Source organism: Brevundimonas sp. AVps31 (assembly GCF_058681355.1).
In genome coordinates, this window is record NZ_CM178736.1 from 1,380,884 (window position 1) to 1,395,873 (window position 14,990).

Sequence of the window (14,990 nt, forward strand, 5' to 3'; positions counted from 1 at the left end):
AAGGCCGGCCGCCCCGATCAGGGCCTCTCCCGAGAACCTGGCCCTTGGAACCTGGAACCTCTTCAGGCCCCCGCCTTCTTCGCAAAGCTCCAGGCCGCTTCGGCGAGGAAGGGGACCTGGGCGGCCATGGACTTCGCCTGCGGCGAGGCGGCGGTGCCGTCGCGGACGCGGCCGGCGATGCCCTGACAGATGGCGGCCAGCCGGAACAGGTTGTAGGCGAACAGCCAGTCGAGATTGGACGGCGGCGGCGTGCCGGTCTTCTCGGAATAGCGGGCCACCACCTCCTCGACCGACGGAATGCCCAGGGCGTCCAGATCAGCGCCGGCGAGGCCGTTGCGCACGCTCTGCGGAATGGCCCAGGCGATCAGCAGGTAGGAGAAGTCGGCCATCGGATCGCCGAGCGTCGACAGCTCCCAGTCCAGCACCGCGCGCACCTCGGCGGCCTCGGGGGCGAGGATCAGATTGTCGAGGCGGAAGTCGCCGTGGACGATCCGCGTCGGACCTTCCAGCGGCAGGGTCGCGGGCAGGAATTCGATCAGCCGGTCCATGGCCGAAATCGGCTCGATCTCGGAGGCGCGGTACTGTTTGGTCCAGCGCCCGACCTGACGCTCGAAATAATTGCCCGGCTTGCCGTAGTCGCCCAGACCGATGGCGACCGGATCGAAGCGGTGCAGGGCGGCCAGCGCATCCACCTGCGCCTCATAGATGGCGCGGCGCTCGGCGGGTTGCAGACCCGGCAGCTTCAGGTCCCACAGGACCCGGCCCTCGACCTTGTCCATCACATAGAACATCGAGCCGATGACGGCGTCGTCGGTGCACAGGGCCCAGGGCCGCGCGACCGGATAGCCTTGGGCGTGCAGGCCGGAGATGACCGTGAACTCGCGGTCCACGGCATGGGCGCTGGGCAGCAGGGTCCCCGGCGGCTTGCGGCGCAGGACATAGGTCCGGCCGGGCGTGGACAGCTCATAGGTCGGATTCGACTGGCCGCCGTTGAACTGGCGCACGGTCAGGGGGCCGGCATAGCCCTCGACATTGGCGGTCAGCCAGCCGTCGAGCGCGGCCTCGTCCAGCGCGTAGCGGGCATCGACGGGGCGGGTGCCGGAGAAGGTCGCCTGGGGGTCGGTCTGGGGATCGATCTGGGTCATTGCGCGGCGATGATGGCGGCCTTCACGGCCCCGCGCCAGCCTTTCAGCAATCGCTCGCGCTGGTCGGCGGCCATGCGCGGGCGCCAGACGGCCGGCGCCTCGGCGGGCGCTGCGTCAAGCGTGTCGATCAGGCCGCACCCCAGCGCCGCCAGCTTGGCCGCGCCGAGCGCCGTCATCTCCTGGAAGGCCGGTCTCTCCACCGTGACATCGCAGATGTCGGCGACGAACTGCATGGCGAAGGCGTTGGCGGTGACGCCGCCGTCGACCTTGAGCACCGACAGCTTCGGCGCGCCGTCCCTTTCCAGGGCCTCCAGCAAATCATGGGTCTGGTAGGCGAGGGCCTCCAGCGCGGCGCGGACCATGTGGGCGGGGCCGCTGTCGCGGGTCAGGCCGATAATGGTCCCGCGCGCGTCCGGCTCCCACCACGGAGCGCCCAGACCCGTGAAGCCGGGAACCAGATAGACGCCGCCGTTGTCCTTGAGTCCTTGCGCCATGGCTTCGGAGTGACGCGATTCCGAGATCACCTTCAGCCCGTCGCGCAGCCACTGGATCGCCGAGCCGGCCGAGAAGATGGAGCCCTCCAGCGCATAGGCCGCGGTCCCCTGCGCCTCATAGCCGAGGGTGGCGAGCAGACGGCTGGTCGACAGGACCGGCTCGGCCCCGACGTTGGCGACCAGGAAGGCGCCGGTGCCGTAGGTGATCTTGGCGTCCCCGGCCTTGAGCGCGCCATGTCCCACAAGCGCGGCCTGCTGATCGCCCGCCGCGCCGTGGATGGGCAGGGTCGCGCCGAACAGGGAGGGTTCGCTGTCGCCCAGGTGATCTGCGCAGCCCCGGATATCCGGCAGCGCGCTTATCGGCACTCGGAACAGATCGGCAAACGCTGGGCTCCATTGACGGGTCCGCAGATCCATCAAGGATGTGCGACTGGCGTTGGTGGCGTCGGTGACATGGCTCGCTCCGCCCGTCAGTTTCCAGATCAACCAGCTGTCGATTGTGCCGAGCCGGATATCCTCCGGCTTCGTCCGACCGCCCTCTTCGGCGAACCTGTCGAGGAGCCAGCAGAATTTCGTGGCCGAAAAGTAAGGATCAAGGATCAGCCCCGTCTTGTTCTGAACCTCCGCCTCATGCCCTTCGGCAGCCAATAGCGAGGTGACATCCGCCGTGCGCCGGTCCTGCCAGACGAGGGCGCGATGCAGGGGGTCGCCGGTGGTCGCGTCCCAGAGGACGGAGGTCTCGCGCTGGTTGGTGATGCCGATGGCGGCGAACCGCCCGACCCCGCCGGCCTTGCGCACCACCTCGCGGCAGGTCTGGAGGGTGGCGGTCCAGATTTCGGCGGCGTCATGTTCGACCCAGCCGGGACGGGGGAAATGCTGTTCCAGTTCGATCTGGCTGACCGCGACCGGCCGGAGGGCGCCTGTGTCGGTCCGCTCGAAGGCGATGGCGCGGGTCGAGGTGGTGCCCTGGTCGATGGCGAGGATGAGGCTCTTCATGCGGGCAGGTTAGACCGGGGGCGGGCGGGAATGTAAGGGAGGGATCATGCACACAGCCTCCTTCGAGGGCGTCCGCGACGCCGCCCGCCAACTGTTCGGCCACGCCGTCCGCACGCCCCTGATCGAAAGCCCCGCGCTGAACGATCATCTGGGCGGTCGGGTGCTGTTGAAGGCGGAGAACCTGCAGCGCGCCGGGGCCTTCAAATTCCGGGGCGCCTGGAACCGCATCAGTCGGCTGACGGCGGAGGAACTGGCGCGCGGGGTCGTGGCCTATTCGTCCGGCAACCATGCCCAGGCGGTCGCCTGCGCGGCGCGGATGATGGGGACCAGCGCCATCATCGTCATGCCCGCCGACAGTCCCAAGGTGAAGGTCGACGGCGTGATCGCCTTCGGTGGCGAGGTGCGTCTGTACGACCGCTACACCGAGAGCCGCGAGGCCATCGGCGAGGAGATCGCGCGGACGCGGGGCAGCGTCCTGGTGCGGCCGTTCGACGATCCGTTCGTGATCGAGGGCCAGGGCACGACCGGCCTGGAAATCCTGGAGCAGGCCGAGGCGATCGGGGCGACGATCGACCAGCTGCTGTGCGGCGCCTCGGGCGGCGGGCTGATTGCGGGGATCAATCTGTCGATGGCGGCGCTGGCGCCCGATGTCCCGGTCATCGGCGTCGAGCCGCGCGACTATAATGACACCCAGCTGTCGATGGCGGCGGGGGAACGGCTGACCCATGCTCCGGCGCACGGCAGCATCTGCGACGCCCTGATGACCGATCGGCCCGGCGAGCTGACCTTCCCGATCAACCGCCGCCTGGCGCGGGTGGAGACGGTCTCCGACACCGAGGTGGCCGAGGCCGTGCGCTACGCCTTCCACGCCCTGAAGCTGGTGGTCGAGCCGGGTGGAGCGGTGTCGCTGGCGGCGCTGCTGGCGGGCAAGGTCGAGGCCAAGGACCGGACGACGGCCCTGGTCCTGTCCGGCGGCAACGTCGACCCAGCCCTGTTCAGCGCCATCATCGAGGGCCGGTTCGAGGGCAAATAAGGGTTTCGAGAGAAGACCGACCCGGTTAGCGTGGCTGCAAAACCGGAGGAAACCATGCCCACGCCGTCAGACCTGCAGTCGCTCATCGGGACCGAGATCGGGGTCTCTCGCTGGTTCACCGTCGATCAGGCGAAGATCGACGCCTTCGCCGACACGACCGAGGACTGGCAGTCCATCCATGTGAACCCGGAGCTGGCGAAACAAACGCCCTTCGGCGGCACCATCGCGCACGGCTTCCTGACCCTCAGCATGGCCTCGGCCATGTCCTATGACTGCGTGCCGCCGCTGGACGGGGTGGTGATGGGCGTCAACTATGGCTTCGACAAGCTGCGCTTCCTCGCCCCCGTGCCCGCCGGCTCAAAAATCCGCGGCCGCTTCAAACTGCTGTCCGCCGAGGACAAGGGCGGCGGCCGCTGGCTGATCAAGCACGAGCTGACGGTCGAGATCGAAGGCGGCGAAAAGCCCGCCCTGATCGCCGAGTGGCTGGGGATGCAGATGGTGGGCGGGGGCTGAGCTAGCCCTCGCCCAGACACCTCAGGGCGACCTCGAGGTTCCGCAGGCCGTCCTCGCCGGTGACCGCGGGGGTTTCGCCGGTGCGGATGGCGTGGGCGAAGGCTTCCAGCTCCTTCTTCAGCGGCTCGTTCGGCCAGCTCATCACGCCGCGCGTCGAATAGCTGCCGTCCGGCTGCTGGCCGAAATATTCGGTGACCTGACGGGTCATCAGGTCGGCGACCACGAACTTGCCCTTGGTGGCGACCTGCAGGGTGCGGGTCTTGTAGGGCGTGACCCAGTTGGTGGTGATGTGGGCGATGGCGCCGTTGGCCAGCCGGAACTGCAGCAGGGCCGTGTCCTCGCGCTCGGCCTTGGTGCGGGCCAGCTGGGGCTGAACCTCGACGATCTCCGAGTCGGTCAGGTGGCGGATGATGTCGATGTCATGCACCGCCAGATCGATGACCACCCCGACCTCGCCCATGCGCGGCGGGAAGGGGCCGACGCGGGTGATCTGGATGGAGATCACGTCCTCGCCCTGGATGGCGCGCTTGACCGCCTCCACCGCGGGATTGAAGCGCTCGACCTGGCCGACCATCAGCACGCGATCGCTCGCCTTGGCCGCGTCGATCATGCGCTGGGCGTCGGCGACGGTGGCGGCGATGGGCTTTTCGACGAGAACGTGGACGCCCTTTTCGAGCAGGGCCACCGACAGGTCGGCGTGATAGCGGTTCGGGGTGGCGACGACGGCGGCGTCCAGACCGGCGGCGACGAAATCCTCGGCTGTGGTGAAGGCGGTCGCGTCATACAGGCCCGCCACGCCCTCGGCGGTGGCGGCGTCCGGATCGAAGATGGCGGTGACGTCGAAGTCGCGGATGTCGGACAGGACGCGGGCGTGGTTGCGGCCCATGACGCCGACGCCGGCGACGCCGACCTTGAGCGGGGTGATCTGGTGCGGCATCCGCTTATCCCTTGAAGCCGGCCACGGCGGCGATGATGCGGTCCTGGGTGGCTTCGTCCAGATCCGAATGCATGGGCAGGCTGAGCACCCGGTCCTTGAGCCGTTCCGTGACCGGCAGGCCGCCAGCGCCTTGCGGGAACTGTTTGTAGGCCGGCTGCAGGTGCATCGGCACCGGATAGTAGACAGCGGTGGGAACGCCCTGTTCCTTCAGATGGGCGATCAGGCCGTCGCGGTCATCGTGCTCGATCGTGTACTGGGCCCAGTTGGAGATATTGCCCGTCGGCACGTCCGGAACGGCGGCGACGTGGGGCCGCAGGCCTTCATTGTAGCGGGCGGCGATGCGGTTGCGCCACCCGATCTCTTCGCCGAACACCTTCAGCTTCTCGATCAGGACAGCGGCCTGGATGGTGTCCAGGCGGGAGTTCATGCCGATACGCATGGCCAGGTATTTGGGGTCGTGCTCGAAGGCGTCGGCCCCGGCCGTCAGGTCCTTGGCGACCACCTTGCCGTGGACGCGGTAGGAATCCATCTCCTGGGCCAGGTCGTCGTCATCGGTCAGCACCGCGCCGCCGTCGCCGTAGCAGCCCAGCGGTTTGGCCGGGAAGAAGCTGGTGGTGGTCACGTCGGCCCATTTGATCGGGTGGTCGCCGTTGATGGTGCAGCCGAACCCCTGGGCCGAATCCGAGATCAGCTTCAGGCCGTGCTTGTCGCAGATCGCCCGGATGGCCGGATAGTCGGCGGGCTGGCCGAACAGGTCGACGGCGATGACCACGCGAGGGGTCAGGCGACCCTCGGCCCTGATGGCCTCAATGGCGGCGTCCAGCTTCGCCGGATCGATATTGTAGGTGACCGGATCGACATCGACGAAGACCGGTTCGGCATTCGTCCAGGGCACGATCTCGGCGGTCGCCGTGAAGGTGAAGCTGGGGCAGAAGACCGCGTCGCCCGCGCCGACGCCCCAGGCCATCAGCGGCAGGACCAGGGCGTCCGTGCCGTTGGCGCAGCCGAGGGCGTGTTTGGCCTGACCGAAGGCGGCGAGGTCGGCCTCGAACTGGCGCACCTGCGGGCCCATGACCCAGGCACCGCCGACGACAGCCTCCTGCACGGCGGCCTCGATCCGGCCGGCCAGACGCAGGCGCTGGGCCTGAAGGTCGATGAAGGGAATGGTCATTCGGGGTCTCCGGTCGCGGACGCGCGGGCGGGGCGGCGCGGATGGGACGCGCCGGTCAGGTCGGGCGCTTCCTAACAAATCGCGCCCGTTCGCGCCAAATCGCAAAGGGTCACTTCGGGTGAGGGATTGCAACGACGGGCGCGGGCGCCTATCCCCCACGCCATGTCGACCGGCCATCCCGCCGTGTTTCTCGATCGTGACGGCGTCCTGATCGAGGACACGGGCTATCCGCATCTGGAATCCCATCTGCGCCTGATGCCCGGCGCCGCCGAGGCCGTGCGCCGGCTGAACCGGCTCGGCTATCTGTGCGTCATCGTGACCAACCAGTCCGGCGTGGCGCGCGGCCTGTTCACGGAACAGCAGATGCATGCGTTCAACGATCTGATCGTGCGCAAGCTGGCGGCCTCGGGCGGACGGATCGGCGCCGTCTATGCCTGTCCCTATCATTCGGAGGGGCGGGTCGAGGCCTATATCCATCCCGACCATCCGGACCGGAAGCCCAATCCGGGCATGATCCTGCGGGCTATCGCCGAACATGGCATCGATCCGGCGAAGAGCTTCATGATCGGCGACCAGCCGACCGACATGGAGGCCGCGAAGCGCGCGGGCATTCCCGGATTCCGCTTCGAGGGCGGCGATCTGGACGAGTTCGTTCGCGAACTTCTGGGCCACTGAGCCGCTTCTGACGGGATCGTCAGGGCTGGACTGGTGGGTTTTCCCGCTCCGATGAAATACGATCCTTTCCTCGCCTCCGGGAGACCGCATGAGCCAGTCCTATGTCGACCGTCGCTGGATCAGCGCCGATGACCTCAGCCTCTATGCCCGCGACTATGCGCCGTCGGGCGGTCAGGCCAAGCTGCCGCTGATCGCCATCCACGGCCTGACCCGCAACTCGAAGGATTTCGAGGTCATCGCGCCGCTGATCGCCCAGAGCGGCCGTCGGGTGCTGGCCATCGATGTGCGCGGGCGCGGCCTGTCGGACGAGGCGCGCGATCCGATGACCTACCAGCCCGCGACCTATGCCCAGGACGTGCTGGCCCTGATGCGGCAGGCCGGCATCGAGCGCGCCGTCTTCCTCGGCACCTCGATGGGCGGGTTGATCACCATGGCGCTGGCGGCCATCCGCTCGAAGGTGATCGCCGCCGCGATCATCAACGACGTGGGCCCGGAGGTGGCGAAGGAGGGGCTGATGCGCATCGCCGCCTATTCCGGCCAGCCCGTCGACACCCCGACCTGGGCCGACGCCGCCGCCTATGCCAAGCGGATCAATGACGTCGCCTTCCCCCACTATAAGGACGCCGACTGGGACGCCTTCGCCCGCCGCATCTTCCGCGAGGGGACCGAGGGCGCGCCGGTGCTGAACTATGACCCCGACATCGCCGTGCCGATCAAGGCGGCGGGCGCCAAGGCCCTGGTGCCCAACCTGTGGCCGATGTTCGGGCGGCTGACGAAGGGGCGGCAGGTCTTGCTGGTCCGGGGCCAGAACTCGGACCTGCTCAGCGAGACCATCGCCGCGAAGATGCGCAAGCGCGCACCAAAAATGGATTTCGTGGAAGTGCCGGGCGTCGGCCACGCGCCGATGCTGGACGAGCCCGAGGCCAAGGCGGCCATCTTCCCGTTCCTGAATGAAGTGCCTTGAAGTAAGGCAGCAGGTCTCAGGCAGCAGGCAGCAGGGCTTGTCGGCCACCGCCTGATCTCAAATCCTGCTGCCTGCTGCCTGCTGCCTGCTGCCTGCTGCCTGCTGCCTGCTGCCTGCTGCCTGCTGCCTGCTGCCTGCTGCCTCAGTCCGGCACGTTCGCTTCCAGCTCATCAATCCAGACCCGCGCGGTCGCGTCTGACGGCGCGCGCCAGTCGCCGCGGGGGCTCAGCGAGCCGCCGGTGACCACTTTCGGCCCGTTCGGCACGGCCGAGCGCTTGAACTGGCTGGTCTGGAAGAAGCGGTGCAGGAATTTGCGCAGCCAGGCCTTGATGGTCGGCAGGTCGTATTCGACCTTTTCGTCCTCCGGCGTGCCCGCGGGCCAGTGGCCGGTTCCGGCGTCCTTCCAGGCCTGATGGGCCAGGAAGGCGACCTTGGACGGGCTCATCCCGAAGCGGGTGATGTAGAACAGGAAGAAGTCGTTCAGCGCATAGGGGCCGACGGTGGCCTCGGTCGACTGGATTTGGCCGTCCCTGGCCGGGACCAGTTCGGGTGAGATTTCGGTGTCGAGCACGGCGTGCAGAACGCGGGCGGTCTCGCCGTCGTAGTCCTTGGTCGCCACCCAACGGATCAGGTGCCGGATCAGGGTCTTCGCCACGCCGCCGTTGACGTTGTAATGGCTCATATGGTCGCCGACGCCGTAGGTGGCCCAGCCCAGCGCCAGTTCGGACAGGTCGCCAGTGCCCAGCACCAGGCCGCTGTTCTGGTTGGCGAGGCGGAACAGATAGTCGGTGCGCAGGCCCGCCTGAACGTTCTCGAAGGTGATGTCGTGAACCGGTTCGCCGTCGGCCCAGGGATGTTTGATGTCGGCCAGCATCCGCTCGGCGGCGGGGCGGATGTCGATCTCGTCTCCGCTGACGCCCAGCGCCTTCATCAGGGCCCAGGCGTTTGACTTGGTGCCGTCCGAGGTGGCGAAGCCGGGCATCGTGAAGCCGAGGATGCCGGTGCGCGGCAGCCCGAGACGGTCGAAGGCGCGGCAGGCGACCAGCAGGGCTTGCGTGGAATCGAGCCCGCCGGAGACGCCGATGACGAGGGTCTTCGACCCCGTCGCCTTGAGCCGGCGCATCAGGCCCTGAACCTGGATGTTGAAGGCCTCGTAGCAGTCCTGATCCAGCCGGGCGGGATCGTCAGGCACGAAGGGGAAGCGGTCGAGGGGGCGGATCAGGTCGGTGGAGGCGCCCGCCTCCCCCGCCTCGAACGGGACCACGGTCGCCGGCTCCCCCTCGATCCGGGCGCAGTCGGCGAAGGTGCCGTTGCGCAGCCGGTCCAGACCGATGCGCTCCACGTCGATGTCGGCGACGGTCAGATGGCTCTCCAGGGCGAAGCGCTCGCCCTCGCCCAGCTTCGCGCCCAGTTCGTGGATCGTCGCCTGACCGTCCCAAGCCAGATCGGTGGTGCTCTCACCCCATCCGGACGCGGTGAAGACGTAGGCCGACAGGGTCCGCATCGACTGGCTGGCGCACAGGACCGCGCGCTCGTCAGACTTGCCAATGACGATGTTGGAGGCGGACAGGTTCAGCAGGATGCGGGCGCCCGCCAGGGCTGCACGGGTCGACGGCGGTTGCGGGGCCCAGAAATCCTCGCAGATCTCGGCGGCGAAGACGAAGCCGGGACGATCAACCGCCTCGAAGATCAGGCCCGGCGCGAAATCGACGGTTTCGCCATTCAGGACGACGGTGTCCTCCGACCGGCTGGCGGCCGGGGCGAACCAGCGCTTCTCATAGTATTCGCGATAGTTGGGGAGATAGGTCTTGGGCACGACGCCCAGAACCGACCCCGCGCCCAGCACGACCGCGCAGTTGTAAAGGGCGTCGCCATTGCGAAGCGGCGCCCCCACGACAGCGATCACGCCCGCCGCGTCCGCCGCCTCGGCCACGGTCGCGATCTGCCGCTCCACCTCGTCCAGCAGCGCCGCCTGCATCAGCAGGTCGTCGATCGCATAGCCGCTCAGCGACAGCTCCGGGAAGACGATCAGGTCGACGCCCTGCGCGCCGGCCTGACGGATCAGGGCGATGTGTTCCTCGGCGTTTGCGACCGGGTCGGCGGTGTGCACCACCGGGGTCGCGGCGGCGACGCGGACGAAGCCGTGGGTGGCGGGCGAGTGGAAGGCGGACGTTTCGGCCAAGGCGCGATCCTTCAGGTCTTTTGCTCATATAGAGCCAAGGTCGGGCTGCGGCTACGTTAGCCCGTGACCTGAACAACGCTGACGGCTACACGGGGATCATGACCGACACGCCGAAAAAAGGCTGGTTCTCCCGTCTGACCGATGGCCTGAGCCGCTCCTCGAAACAGATGACCGAACAGGTCGTCGCCACCTTCGTGAAGGAGCCGCTGAGCGAGAAGGCCCTGGAGGGGCTGGAAGAGCATCTGCTGGAGAGCGATCTGGGGCCGGCGGCGACCGACCGGATCGTCGAACGCTTCCGCGAGCTGCGCTTCGGCGCGGACGCCAATGAGCGGGAGGTCAAGGAGGCGCTGGCCGAGGCCGTGGCGGCCGAACTGATCAACCATCAGGCCCGCTATGAGCCGCTGGGCGGCGAAAAGCCGTTCGTGACCCTGTTCGTGGGTGTCAACGGTTCGGGCAAGACCACGACCCTCGGCAAGATCGCCTCGGACCTGACGGGACAGGGCGCCAAGGTCATGATCGTGGCCTGCGACACCTTCCGCGCCGCCGCGCGAGAGCAACTGAAGGTCTGGGCCGACCGCGCCGGCGCGACCTTCGAGAGCCGTCGGGACGGCGCCGATCCGGCGGGTCTGGCCTTCGACGCCTATACCCGGGCCAAGGCGGAGGGCTTTGACGTCGTCCTGATCGACACGGCCGGGCGGCTGCAGAACAAGTCGGCCCTGATGGACGAACTGCTGAAGATCGTGCGTGTGCTGAAGAAGGTCGATGCGGACGCCCCGCATGAAACCCTGCTGGTGCTGGACGCCACGGTCGGGCGCAATGCGCTGGAGCAGGAGAAGATCTTCGGACGGACGGCCTATGTGTCCGGCGTGGTCATGACCAAGCTGGACGGGACGGCCCGCGGCGGCGTTCTGGTGCCCGTGGCGCAGGCGTCGGACGCCCCGATCAAGCTGATCGGCGTCGGCGAGGGCGTCGAGGATTTGCAACCGTTCGACGCCCGGGCCTTTTCCCGGTCGCTGGTCGGACTGGAGGACTGAGGATGAGCGACGCAACCGAACGCCGGGGATCCAGCATCCGCCAGGCCGTCGATTTCGGCGCCCTGCTGGCCTTCATGGCGGCCTATGCGGTCAACCGGTTCGCGCGCGGGCTGGATGGGCAGGAAGCCCTGGTCCAGGCGACCTGGGTGCTGATCGGCGCCTCGGCGATCGCCCTGATCGTCGGCTATGTGGTGGAGAAGCGGCTGGCGCCCCTGCCGCTGCTGACCGGCGGCTTCGCCCTGATTTTCGGCGTGCTGACGCTGGTCTTCCATGACCCGACGCTGCTGAAGATCAAGCTGACGATCCAGAACGGCCTGCTGGCGGTGGTGCTGCTGGGTTCGCTGCCGCTGAACCGGTATCCGTTCAAATATCTGCTGGGCGACGCCATCAAGATCACCGACCGCGGCTGGCGCGGCCTGACGCTGCGGTACGGCCTGTATTTCGCGGCGGTCGCCGTCGTGAACGAGATCGTCTGGCGGACGCAGTCCGACGACACCTGGGTCGGCTTCCGGGGCGGGCTGTGGATCGCCTCGGCCGCCTTCGGCATCTGGCAGGTGTTCTACATCATGAAGCATATGATCAAGGACGACGAACCGGCCGATCCGGTGTCGCCCGACACCGGTTTTTGACCCAAACGGATCGTCCGTCGTCAAACCGTAAAACGCGCCTGATAGCTCTACCGAAGACGCCGAGGGGATACGGTTCATGGTCAAGTCCGGAAACAAGCTCAAGCGCGGCGGAGCCCTTGCGGGATCGCCGAGCCATCTGATCCACCGCGCCCTGCAACTGGCGCTGGACATCTATGCTGAAGAGACGGGTCCGGACGGTCTGACCCAGCGCCAGTTCGCGGTGCTGGAGGCGGTCAGCCACAAGGCCGGCCTGACGCAGACCGATCTGGTCCGCGCCACCGGCATCGATCGCTCGACCCTGGCCGATCTGGTCGCCCGGATGACGACCAAGGGGCTGCTGGACCGCGAGAAATCCACCATCGACGCCCGCGCCAAGGCCGTGCGCCTGTCGGCCGGCGGCGAGGCCGCGCTGGAGGCCGCACGCCCCCGCGTCGAGGCCGCCGACAAACGGATCATGGCCCTGCTGCCCAAGGGCAAGCGCGACGGCTTCCTCGACCTGCTCGGCGAACTGGCCGGCGAGGCCGACGCCGCCCCGGTGAAGGCCCGGGCCGACGCCAAGGCCGCCAAGAAGGCCGCGCGCGACATCAAGAAGGCCGAGAAGGCCGCCAGGAAGGCGGACAAGCCCGCCAAGGCGGAAAAGCCGGCCAAGGCGAAGAAGGCCAAGGTCGTGGAGCCGGCCTGAAGCGGGCGCCGAGCTTGGGGCGGCGGGCAGTCAGCCCAGCCCGTGATTAGTGGTTAGTGATTGGTGGGTGACGGCATCAGGGCCGGCGCCTGCCGGTCATGCACCATCGCTGCGGCATCCAACCACTAATCACTAGCCACTAGCCACTTCCCAGCCGCCGGCGGAGCCCGTTAGCCGCCGCCAGCGGCGGAGCTCAATCCATCAACTGCTGCGCCAGATAGACGTAGTGGCGCGCCCAGCGGCGGGCGTTGGCGACCGGGTCGGCGTCGTTGGAGTGACCGCCGGCGGTTTCCTCATAGTAGAGATGGTCGTAGCCGAGGTCGCCGAGCCGGGCCGCGAACTTGCGGGCATGACCCGGGTGGACGCGGTCGTCGCGGGTGTTGGTGGTGATGTAGACGCGCGGATAGTCCTCGCCCGGACGAAGGCGCTGGTAGGCGGAATAGCGGGCGATCCATTCGGCTTCCTCGGGGATGCGCGGATCGCCGTATTCGCCGATCCACGAGGCCCCGGCGGGCAGTTCGTGGTAGCGCAGCATGTCGATCAGCGGGCTTTCGATCACCGCCGCATTGAACAGCTCCGGATGCTGGGTGATCGACACCGAGGTCAGGACCCCGCCGTTCGACCGGCCGTAGATGCCCAGACGACGCGGCGTGGTGATGCCCCGCGCCTCCAGGTCACGGGCGACCGCCGAGAAGTCGTCAAAGGCCAGTTGGCGGTTCTCGTTCAGCACGGCCTGATGCCAGGCGGGGCCGAACTCGCCGCCGCCGCGGATGTTGGCCTGAACGAAGACGCCGCCGTTCTCGAGCCACAGCTTGCCCATCTCGGGCTTGTAGGCGGGCGGGAAGCTGACCTGGAAGCCGCCATAGCCGAACAGGATGGTCGGCGCCGGGCCGCTCTGGTCGCGCGGGCGGGTGACGAAATAAGGGATCTTTGTCCCGTCGGACGAGGTGGCCTCGAACTGCTCGGTGACGTGGGTGGAGGCGTCGAACTTGGCGGGGGCCGAGCGCAGCTCGACGATGGCGTTCGGCGATCGGGTCGCTTCATCCTCGCGGCGGGTGATCGGGAAGTTGACGTCCAGCAGACCCAGCGTCGGCGGGGTCAGGAAGTTCTGCGACGAGACGAACAGTTCCTTGCGGCCACGGGACTGGTCACCTAGGGCGACGGCGCTGTTCTCGGGGACGGCGACCTGACGCTCGCGCCAGCCCCATTCTCCGTTGTCTCCGAAGACCGACAGCCGACCCCGCACATTGTCATTGATCGCGACGACGACCCGGTCATCGAAGACGTCGACGGCTTCCACGGACTGGCGGTCGGTCGGGGCGAAAATCTGGATCGCCCCGTTCGTGATGATAGCCCCGTCCTTGTCCTCCGGGGGACGCAGGGCCAAGGCCTGCACCGACATCAGCGTCCCGGCGGCGTATTGCCTGCCGACCCACGTCCAATCCTCTTCAGCGGTGAAAACGATCTTCGCCAGTTCGGGACCTTGATCGGCCATCACACCGTGAATGCTCAGCCGCTCCGGCAGGCGTAGCTTGATTGTGCGGCCATCGACCCATGCCCAGGTCTCGCTGCGGAAGGTATCCAGCGGCCGAGAGATCAGGACGGCGCCGACCTGGCTCCGGTCGTTGCGCAGGACGCTGGCGGAAACGCCGTACCCGCCATCCGTCTGCTCCCCGCGATAGACCTCCGTCGCCTGCGCCAGCGTCTGGCCGCGCTTCAGCGACTTGACGATGAAGGGGTAGCCGCTCTCCGTCAGGGTGCCGGGGCCGAAGTCGGTGGCGACCAGCAGGGTGTCGCGGTCCAGCCATTCGAGGCGGTGCTTGCCCTCGGGCAGGACGAAGCCGTCGTCCACGAACCGCTTCGTCGAGGTGTCGAACTCGCGCACGACCACGGCGTCCTTGCCGCCGTCGGACAGGCTGATCAGGCAGCGGGTCTCGTCCGGCGCCAGGCAGTCGGCGCCCTTCCAGACCCAGTCCTTGCCCTCAGTGCGGGACAGGGCGTCGAGGTCGATCAGGGTCTCCCAGCGGGTGTCGGCCGAGCGGTAGCTGTCCAACGTCGTCCTGCGCCAGACGCCCTTGGGATTGGCCGCGTCCTGCCAGAAGTTGCCGATGCCGTCGCCGAGGAAGCTGGGCGAGGGGATGCGGTCGGTGGCGGTCAGGATGGCCTCGGCCTCGGCCCGGAAGGTTTCGTAGCGCGGGTCGCCGGTCAGGGCGGCGAGGCTGCGCTGGTTCTCGCCCGCGACGAAGGCCATGGCCTCGGTCCCATTGACCTCTTCCAGCGCCAGATGGTCGTCGGCGGCGCGGACCCCGGCGGGGGTCAGGTCGCGCGGGAAGTGGGGCGGGGGCCGATCATCGGTCGTGATGACGACTTCATCGATGTTCCTCGCCGCAGGCTGGCCGGCGCACGAAGCGAGCGCAAGGACGGACACTCCGGCCATCAGAAACTTCATCATCGACTCTACTCCGCTCATCCCCGCGAAGGCGGGGACCCAGTTCTGTCCAGCGGGACGACCGTGTTTCAGGACGACCGCCTCAG

13 protein-coding genes are annotated in these 14,990 nt (G+C 68.0%); 7 read left to right on the top strand and 6 right to left on the bottom strand.

What is annotated here, in order from left to right; all coding sequences use genetic code 11:
* Nucleotides 1-62: 62 nt before the first annotated feature.
* Complete coding sequence (locus tag ACW174_RS06630) at nucleotides 63-1,145, bottom strand: phosphotransferase family protein (protein ID WP_492016855.1); 1,083 nt, start codon at nucleotides 1,143-1,145, stop codon at nucleotides 63-65.
* Complete coding sequence (gene glpK, locus ACW174_RS06635) at nucleotides 1,142-2,635, bottom strand: glycerol kinase GlpK (protein ID WP_492016856.1); 1,494 nt, start codon at nucleotides 2,633-2,635, stop codon at nucleotides 1,142-1,144. Before glpK ends, ACW174_RS06630 begins: the two co-directional genes overlap by 4 nt.
* Before the next feature lie 46 nt (nucleotides 2,636-2,681).
* Between glpK and ACW174_RS06640 the strand changes: the two genes are divergently transcribed.
* Nucleotides 2,682-3,668: a threonine ammonia-lyase gene (locus ACW174_RS06640; RefSeq protein WP_492016857.1), complete on the top strand. Its 987-nt coding sequence runs from the start codon at nucleotides 2,682-2,684 to the stop codon at nucleotides 3,666-3,668.
* A gap of 54 nt (nucleotides 3,669-3,722) precedes the next feature.
* Entirely contained in the window at nucleotides 3,723-4,181 is a 459-nt protein-coding gene (locus tag ACW174_RS06645; RefSeq protein WP_492016858.1) for a MaoC family dehydratase, read from the top strand.
* A gap of 1 nt (nucleotide 4,182) precedes the next feature.
* Here the strand turns inward: ACW174_RS06645 and ACW174_RS06650 are convergent, their stop codons facing one another.
* On the bottom strand, nucleotides 4,183-5,118 hold the full coding sequence (locus ACW174_RS06650; RefSeq protein ID WP_492016859.1) for a Gfo/Idh/MocA family protein: 936 nt from the start codon (nucleotides 5,116-5,118) through the stop codon (nucleotides 4,183-4,185).
* 4 nt (nucleotides 5,119-5,122) lie between these two features.
* Nucleotides 5,123-6,289 carry a DegT/DnrJ/EryC1/StrS family aminotransferase gene (locus ACW174_RS06655; RefSeq protein WP_492016860.1) on the bottom strand — a complete coding sequence of 389 codons (1,167 nt, stop codon included), beginning with the start codon at nucleotides 6,287-6,289 and terminating at the stop codon, nucleotides 5,123-5,125.
* Between the two features lie 162 nt (nucleotides 6,290-6,451).
* Here ACW174_RS06655 and ACW174_RS06660 point away from each other — a divergent pair, with 162 nt between their 5' ends.
* Nucleotides 6,452-6,964, top strand: a complete 513-nt coding sequence (locus ACW174_RS06660; protein WP_492016861.1) for a D-glycero-alpha-D-manno-heptose-1,7-bisphosphate 7-phosphatase — start codon at nucleotides 6,452-6,454, stop codon at nucleotides 6,962-6,964.
* Between the two features lie 88 nt (nucleotides 6,965-7,052).
* Complete coding sequence (locus ACW174_RS06665) at nucleotides 7,053-7,928, top strand: alpha/beta fold hydrolase (RefSeq protein WP_492016862.1); 876 nt, start codon at nucleotides 7,053-7,055, stop codon at nucleotides 7,926-7,928.
* Nucleotides 7,929-8,070: 142 nt separating this feature from the next.
* Here ACW174_RS06665 and ACW174_RS06670 read toward each other — a convergent pair whose 3' ends face one another.
* Complete coding sequence (locus ACW174_RS06670) at nucleotides 8,071-10,110, bottom strand: NAD(+) synthase (protein ID WP_492016863.1); 2,040 nt, start codon at nucleotides 10,108-10,110, stop codon at nucleotides 8,071-8,073.
* Between the two features lie 98 nt (nucleotides 10,111-10,208).
* Between ACW174_RS06670 and ftsY the strand changes: the two genes are divergently transcribed.
* From ftsY to ACW174_RS06685, 3 genes are all read left to right on the top strand, one after another.
* Nucleotides 10,209-11,144 (top strand): signal recognition particle-docking protein FtsY, encoded by a 936-nt coding sequence (gene ftsY, locus ACW174_RS06675; protein WP_492016864.1) that lies wholly within the window; start codon nucleotides 10,209-10,211, stop codon nucleotides 11,142-11,144.
* A gap of 2 nt (nucleotides 11,145-11,146) precedes the next feature.
* A complete protein-coding gene (locus tag ACW174_RS06680; RefSeq protein ID WP_492016865.1) occupies nucleotides 11,147-11,773 on the top strand; it encodes an inner membrane-spanning protein YciB in 627 nt (208 codons plus the stop codon).
* A 76-nt stretch (nucleotides 11,774-11,849) separates the two neighbouring features.
* On the top strand, nucleotides 11,850-12,455 hold the full coding sequence (locus tag ACW174_RS06685; RefSeq protein WP_492016866.1) for a MarR family winged helix-turn-helix transcriptional regulator: 606 nt from the start codon (nucleotides 11,850-11,852) through the stop codon (nucleotides 12,453-12,455).
* 193 nt (nucleotides 12,456-12,648) lie between these two features.
* Here ACW174_RS06685 and ACW174_RS06690 read toward each other — a convergent pair whose 3' ends face one another.
* The gene (locus tag ACW174_RS06690; protein WP_492016867.1) at nucleotides 12,649-14,907 is read right to left on the bottom strand and encodes a prolyl oligopeptidase family serine peptidase; all 2,259 of its coding nucleotides are present in this window, start codon (nucleotides 14,905-14,907) and stop codon (nucleotides 12,649-12,651) included.
* Between the last annotated feature and the right edge of the window lie 83 nt (nucleotides 14,908-14,990).

Excerpts from the sequence above, each read along its gene's own strand:
- ACW174_RS06655 (WP_492016860.1), bottom strand. The coding sequence starts at position 6,289 with ATGACCATTCCCTTCATCGACCTTCAGGCCCAGCGCCTGCGTCTGGCC.
- ACW174_RS06645 (WP_492016858.1), top strand. The coding sequence starts at position 3,723 with ATGCCCACGCCGTCAGACCTGCAGTCGCTCATCGGGACCGAGATCGGG.
- ACW174_RS06690 (WP_492016867.1), bottom strand. The coding sequence starts at position 14,907 with ATGATGAAGTTTCTGATGGCCGGAGTGTCCGTCCTTGCGCTCGCTTCG.
- ACW174_RS06630 (WP_492016855.1), bottom strand. The coding sequence starts at position 1,145 with ATGACCCAGATCGATCCCCAGACCGACCCCCAGGCGACCTTCTCCGGC.
- ftsY (WP_492016864.1), top strand. The coding sequence starts at position 10,209 with ATGACCGACACGCCGAAAAAAGGCTGGTTCTCCCGTCTGACCGATGGC.
- ACW174_RS06660 (WP_492016861.1), top strand. The coding sequence starts at position 6,452 with ATGTCGACCGGCCATCCCGCCGTGTTTCTCGATCGTGACGGCGTCCTG.
- glpK (WP_492016856.1), bottom strand. The coding sequence starts at position 2,635 with ATGAAGAGCCTCATCCTCGCCATCGACCAGGGCACCACCTCGACCCGC.
- ACW174_RS06665 (WP_492016862.1), top strand. The coding sequence starts at position 7,053 with ATGAGCCAGTCCTATGTCGACCGTCGCTGGATCAGCGCCGATGACCTC.
- ACW174_RS06650 (WP_492016859.1), bottom strand. The coding sequence starts at position 5,118 with ATGCCGCACCAGATCACCCCGCTCAAGGTCGGCGTCGCCGGCGTCGGC.
- ACW174_RS06685 (WP_492016866.1), top strand. The coding sequence starts at position 11,850 with ATGGTCAAGTCCGGAAACAAGCTCAAGCGCGGCGGAGCCCTTGCGGGA.
- ACW174_RS06680 (WP_492016865.1), top strand. The coding sequence starts at position 11,147 with ATGAGCGACGCAACCGAACGCCGGGGATCCAGCATCCGCCAGGCCGTC.
- ACW174_RS06640 (WP_492016857.1), top strand. The coding sequence starts at position 2,682 with ATGCACACAGCCTCCTTCGAGGGCGTCCGCGACGCCGCCCGCCAACTG.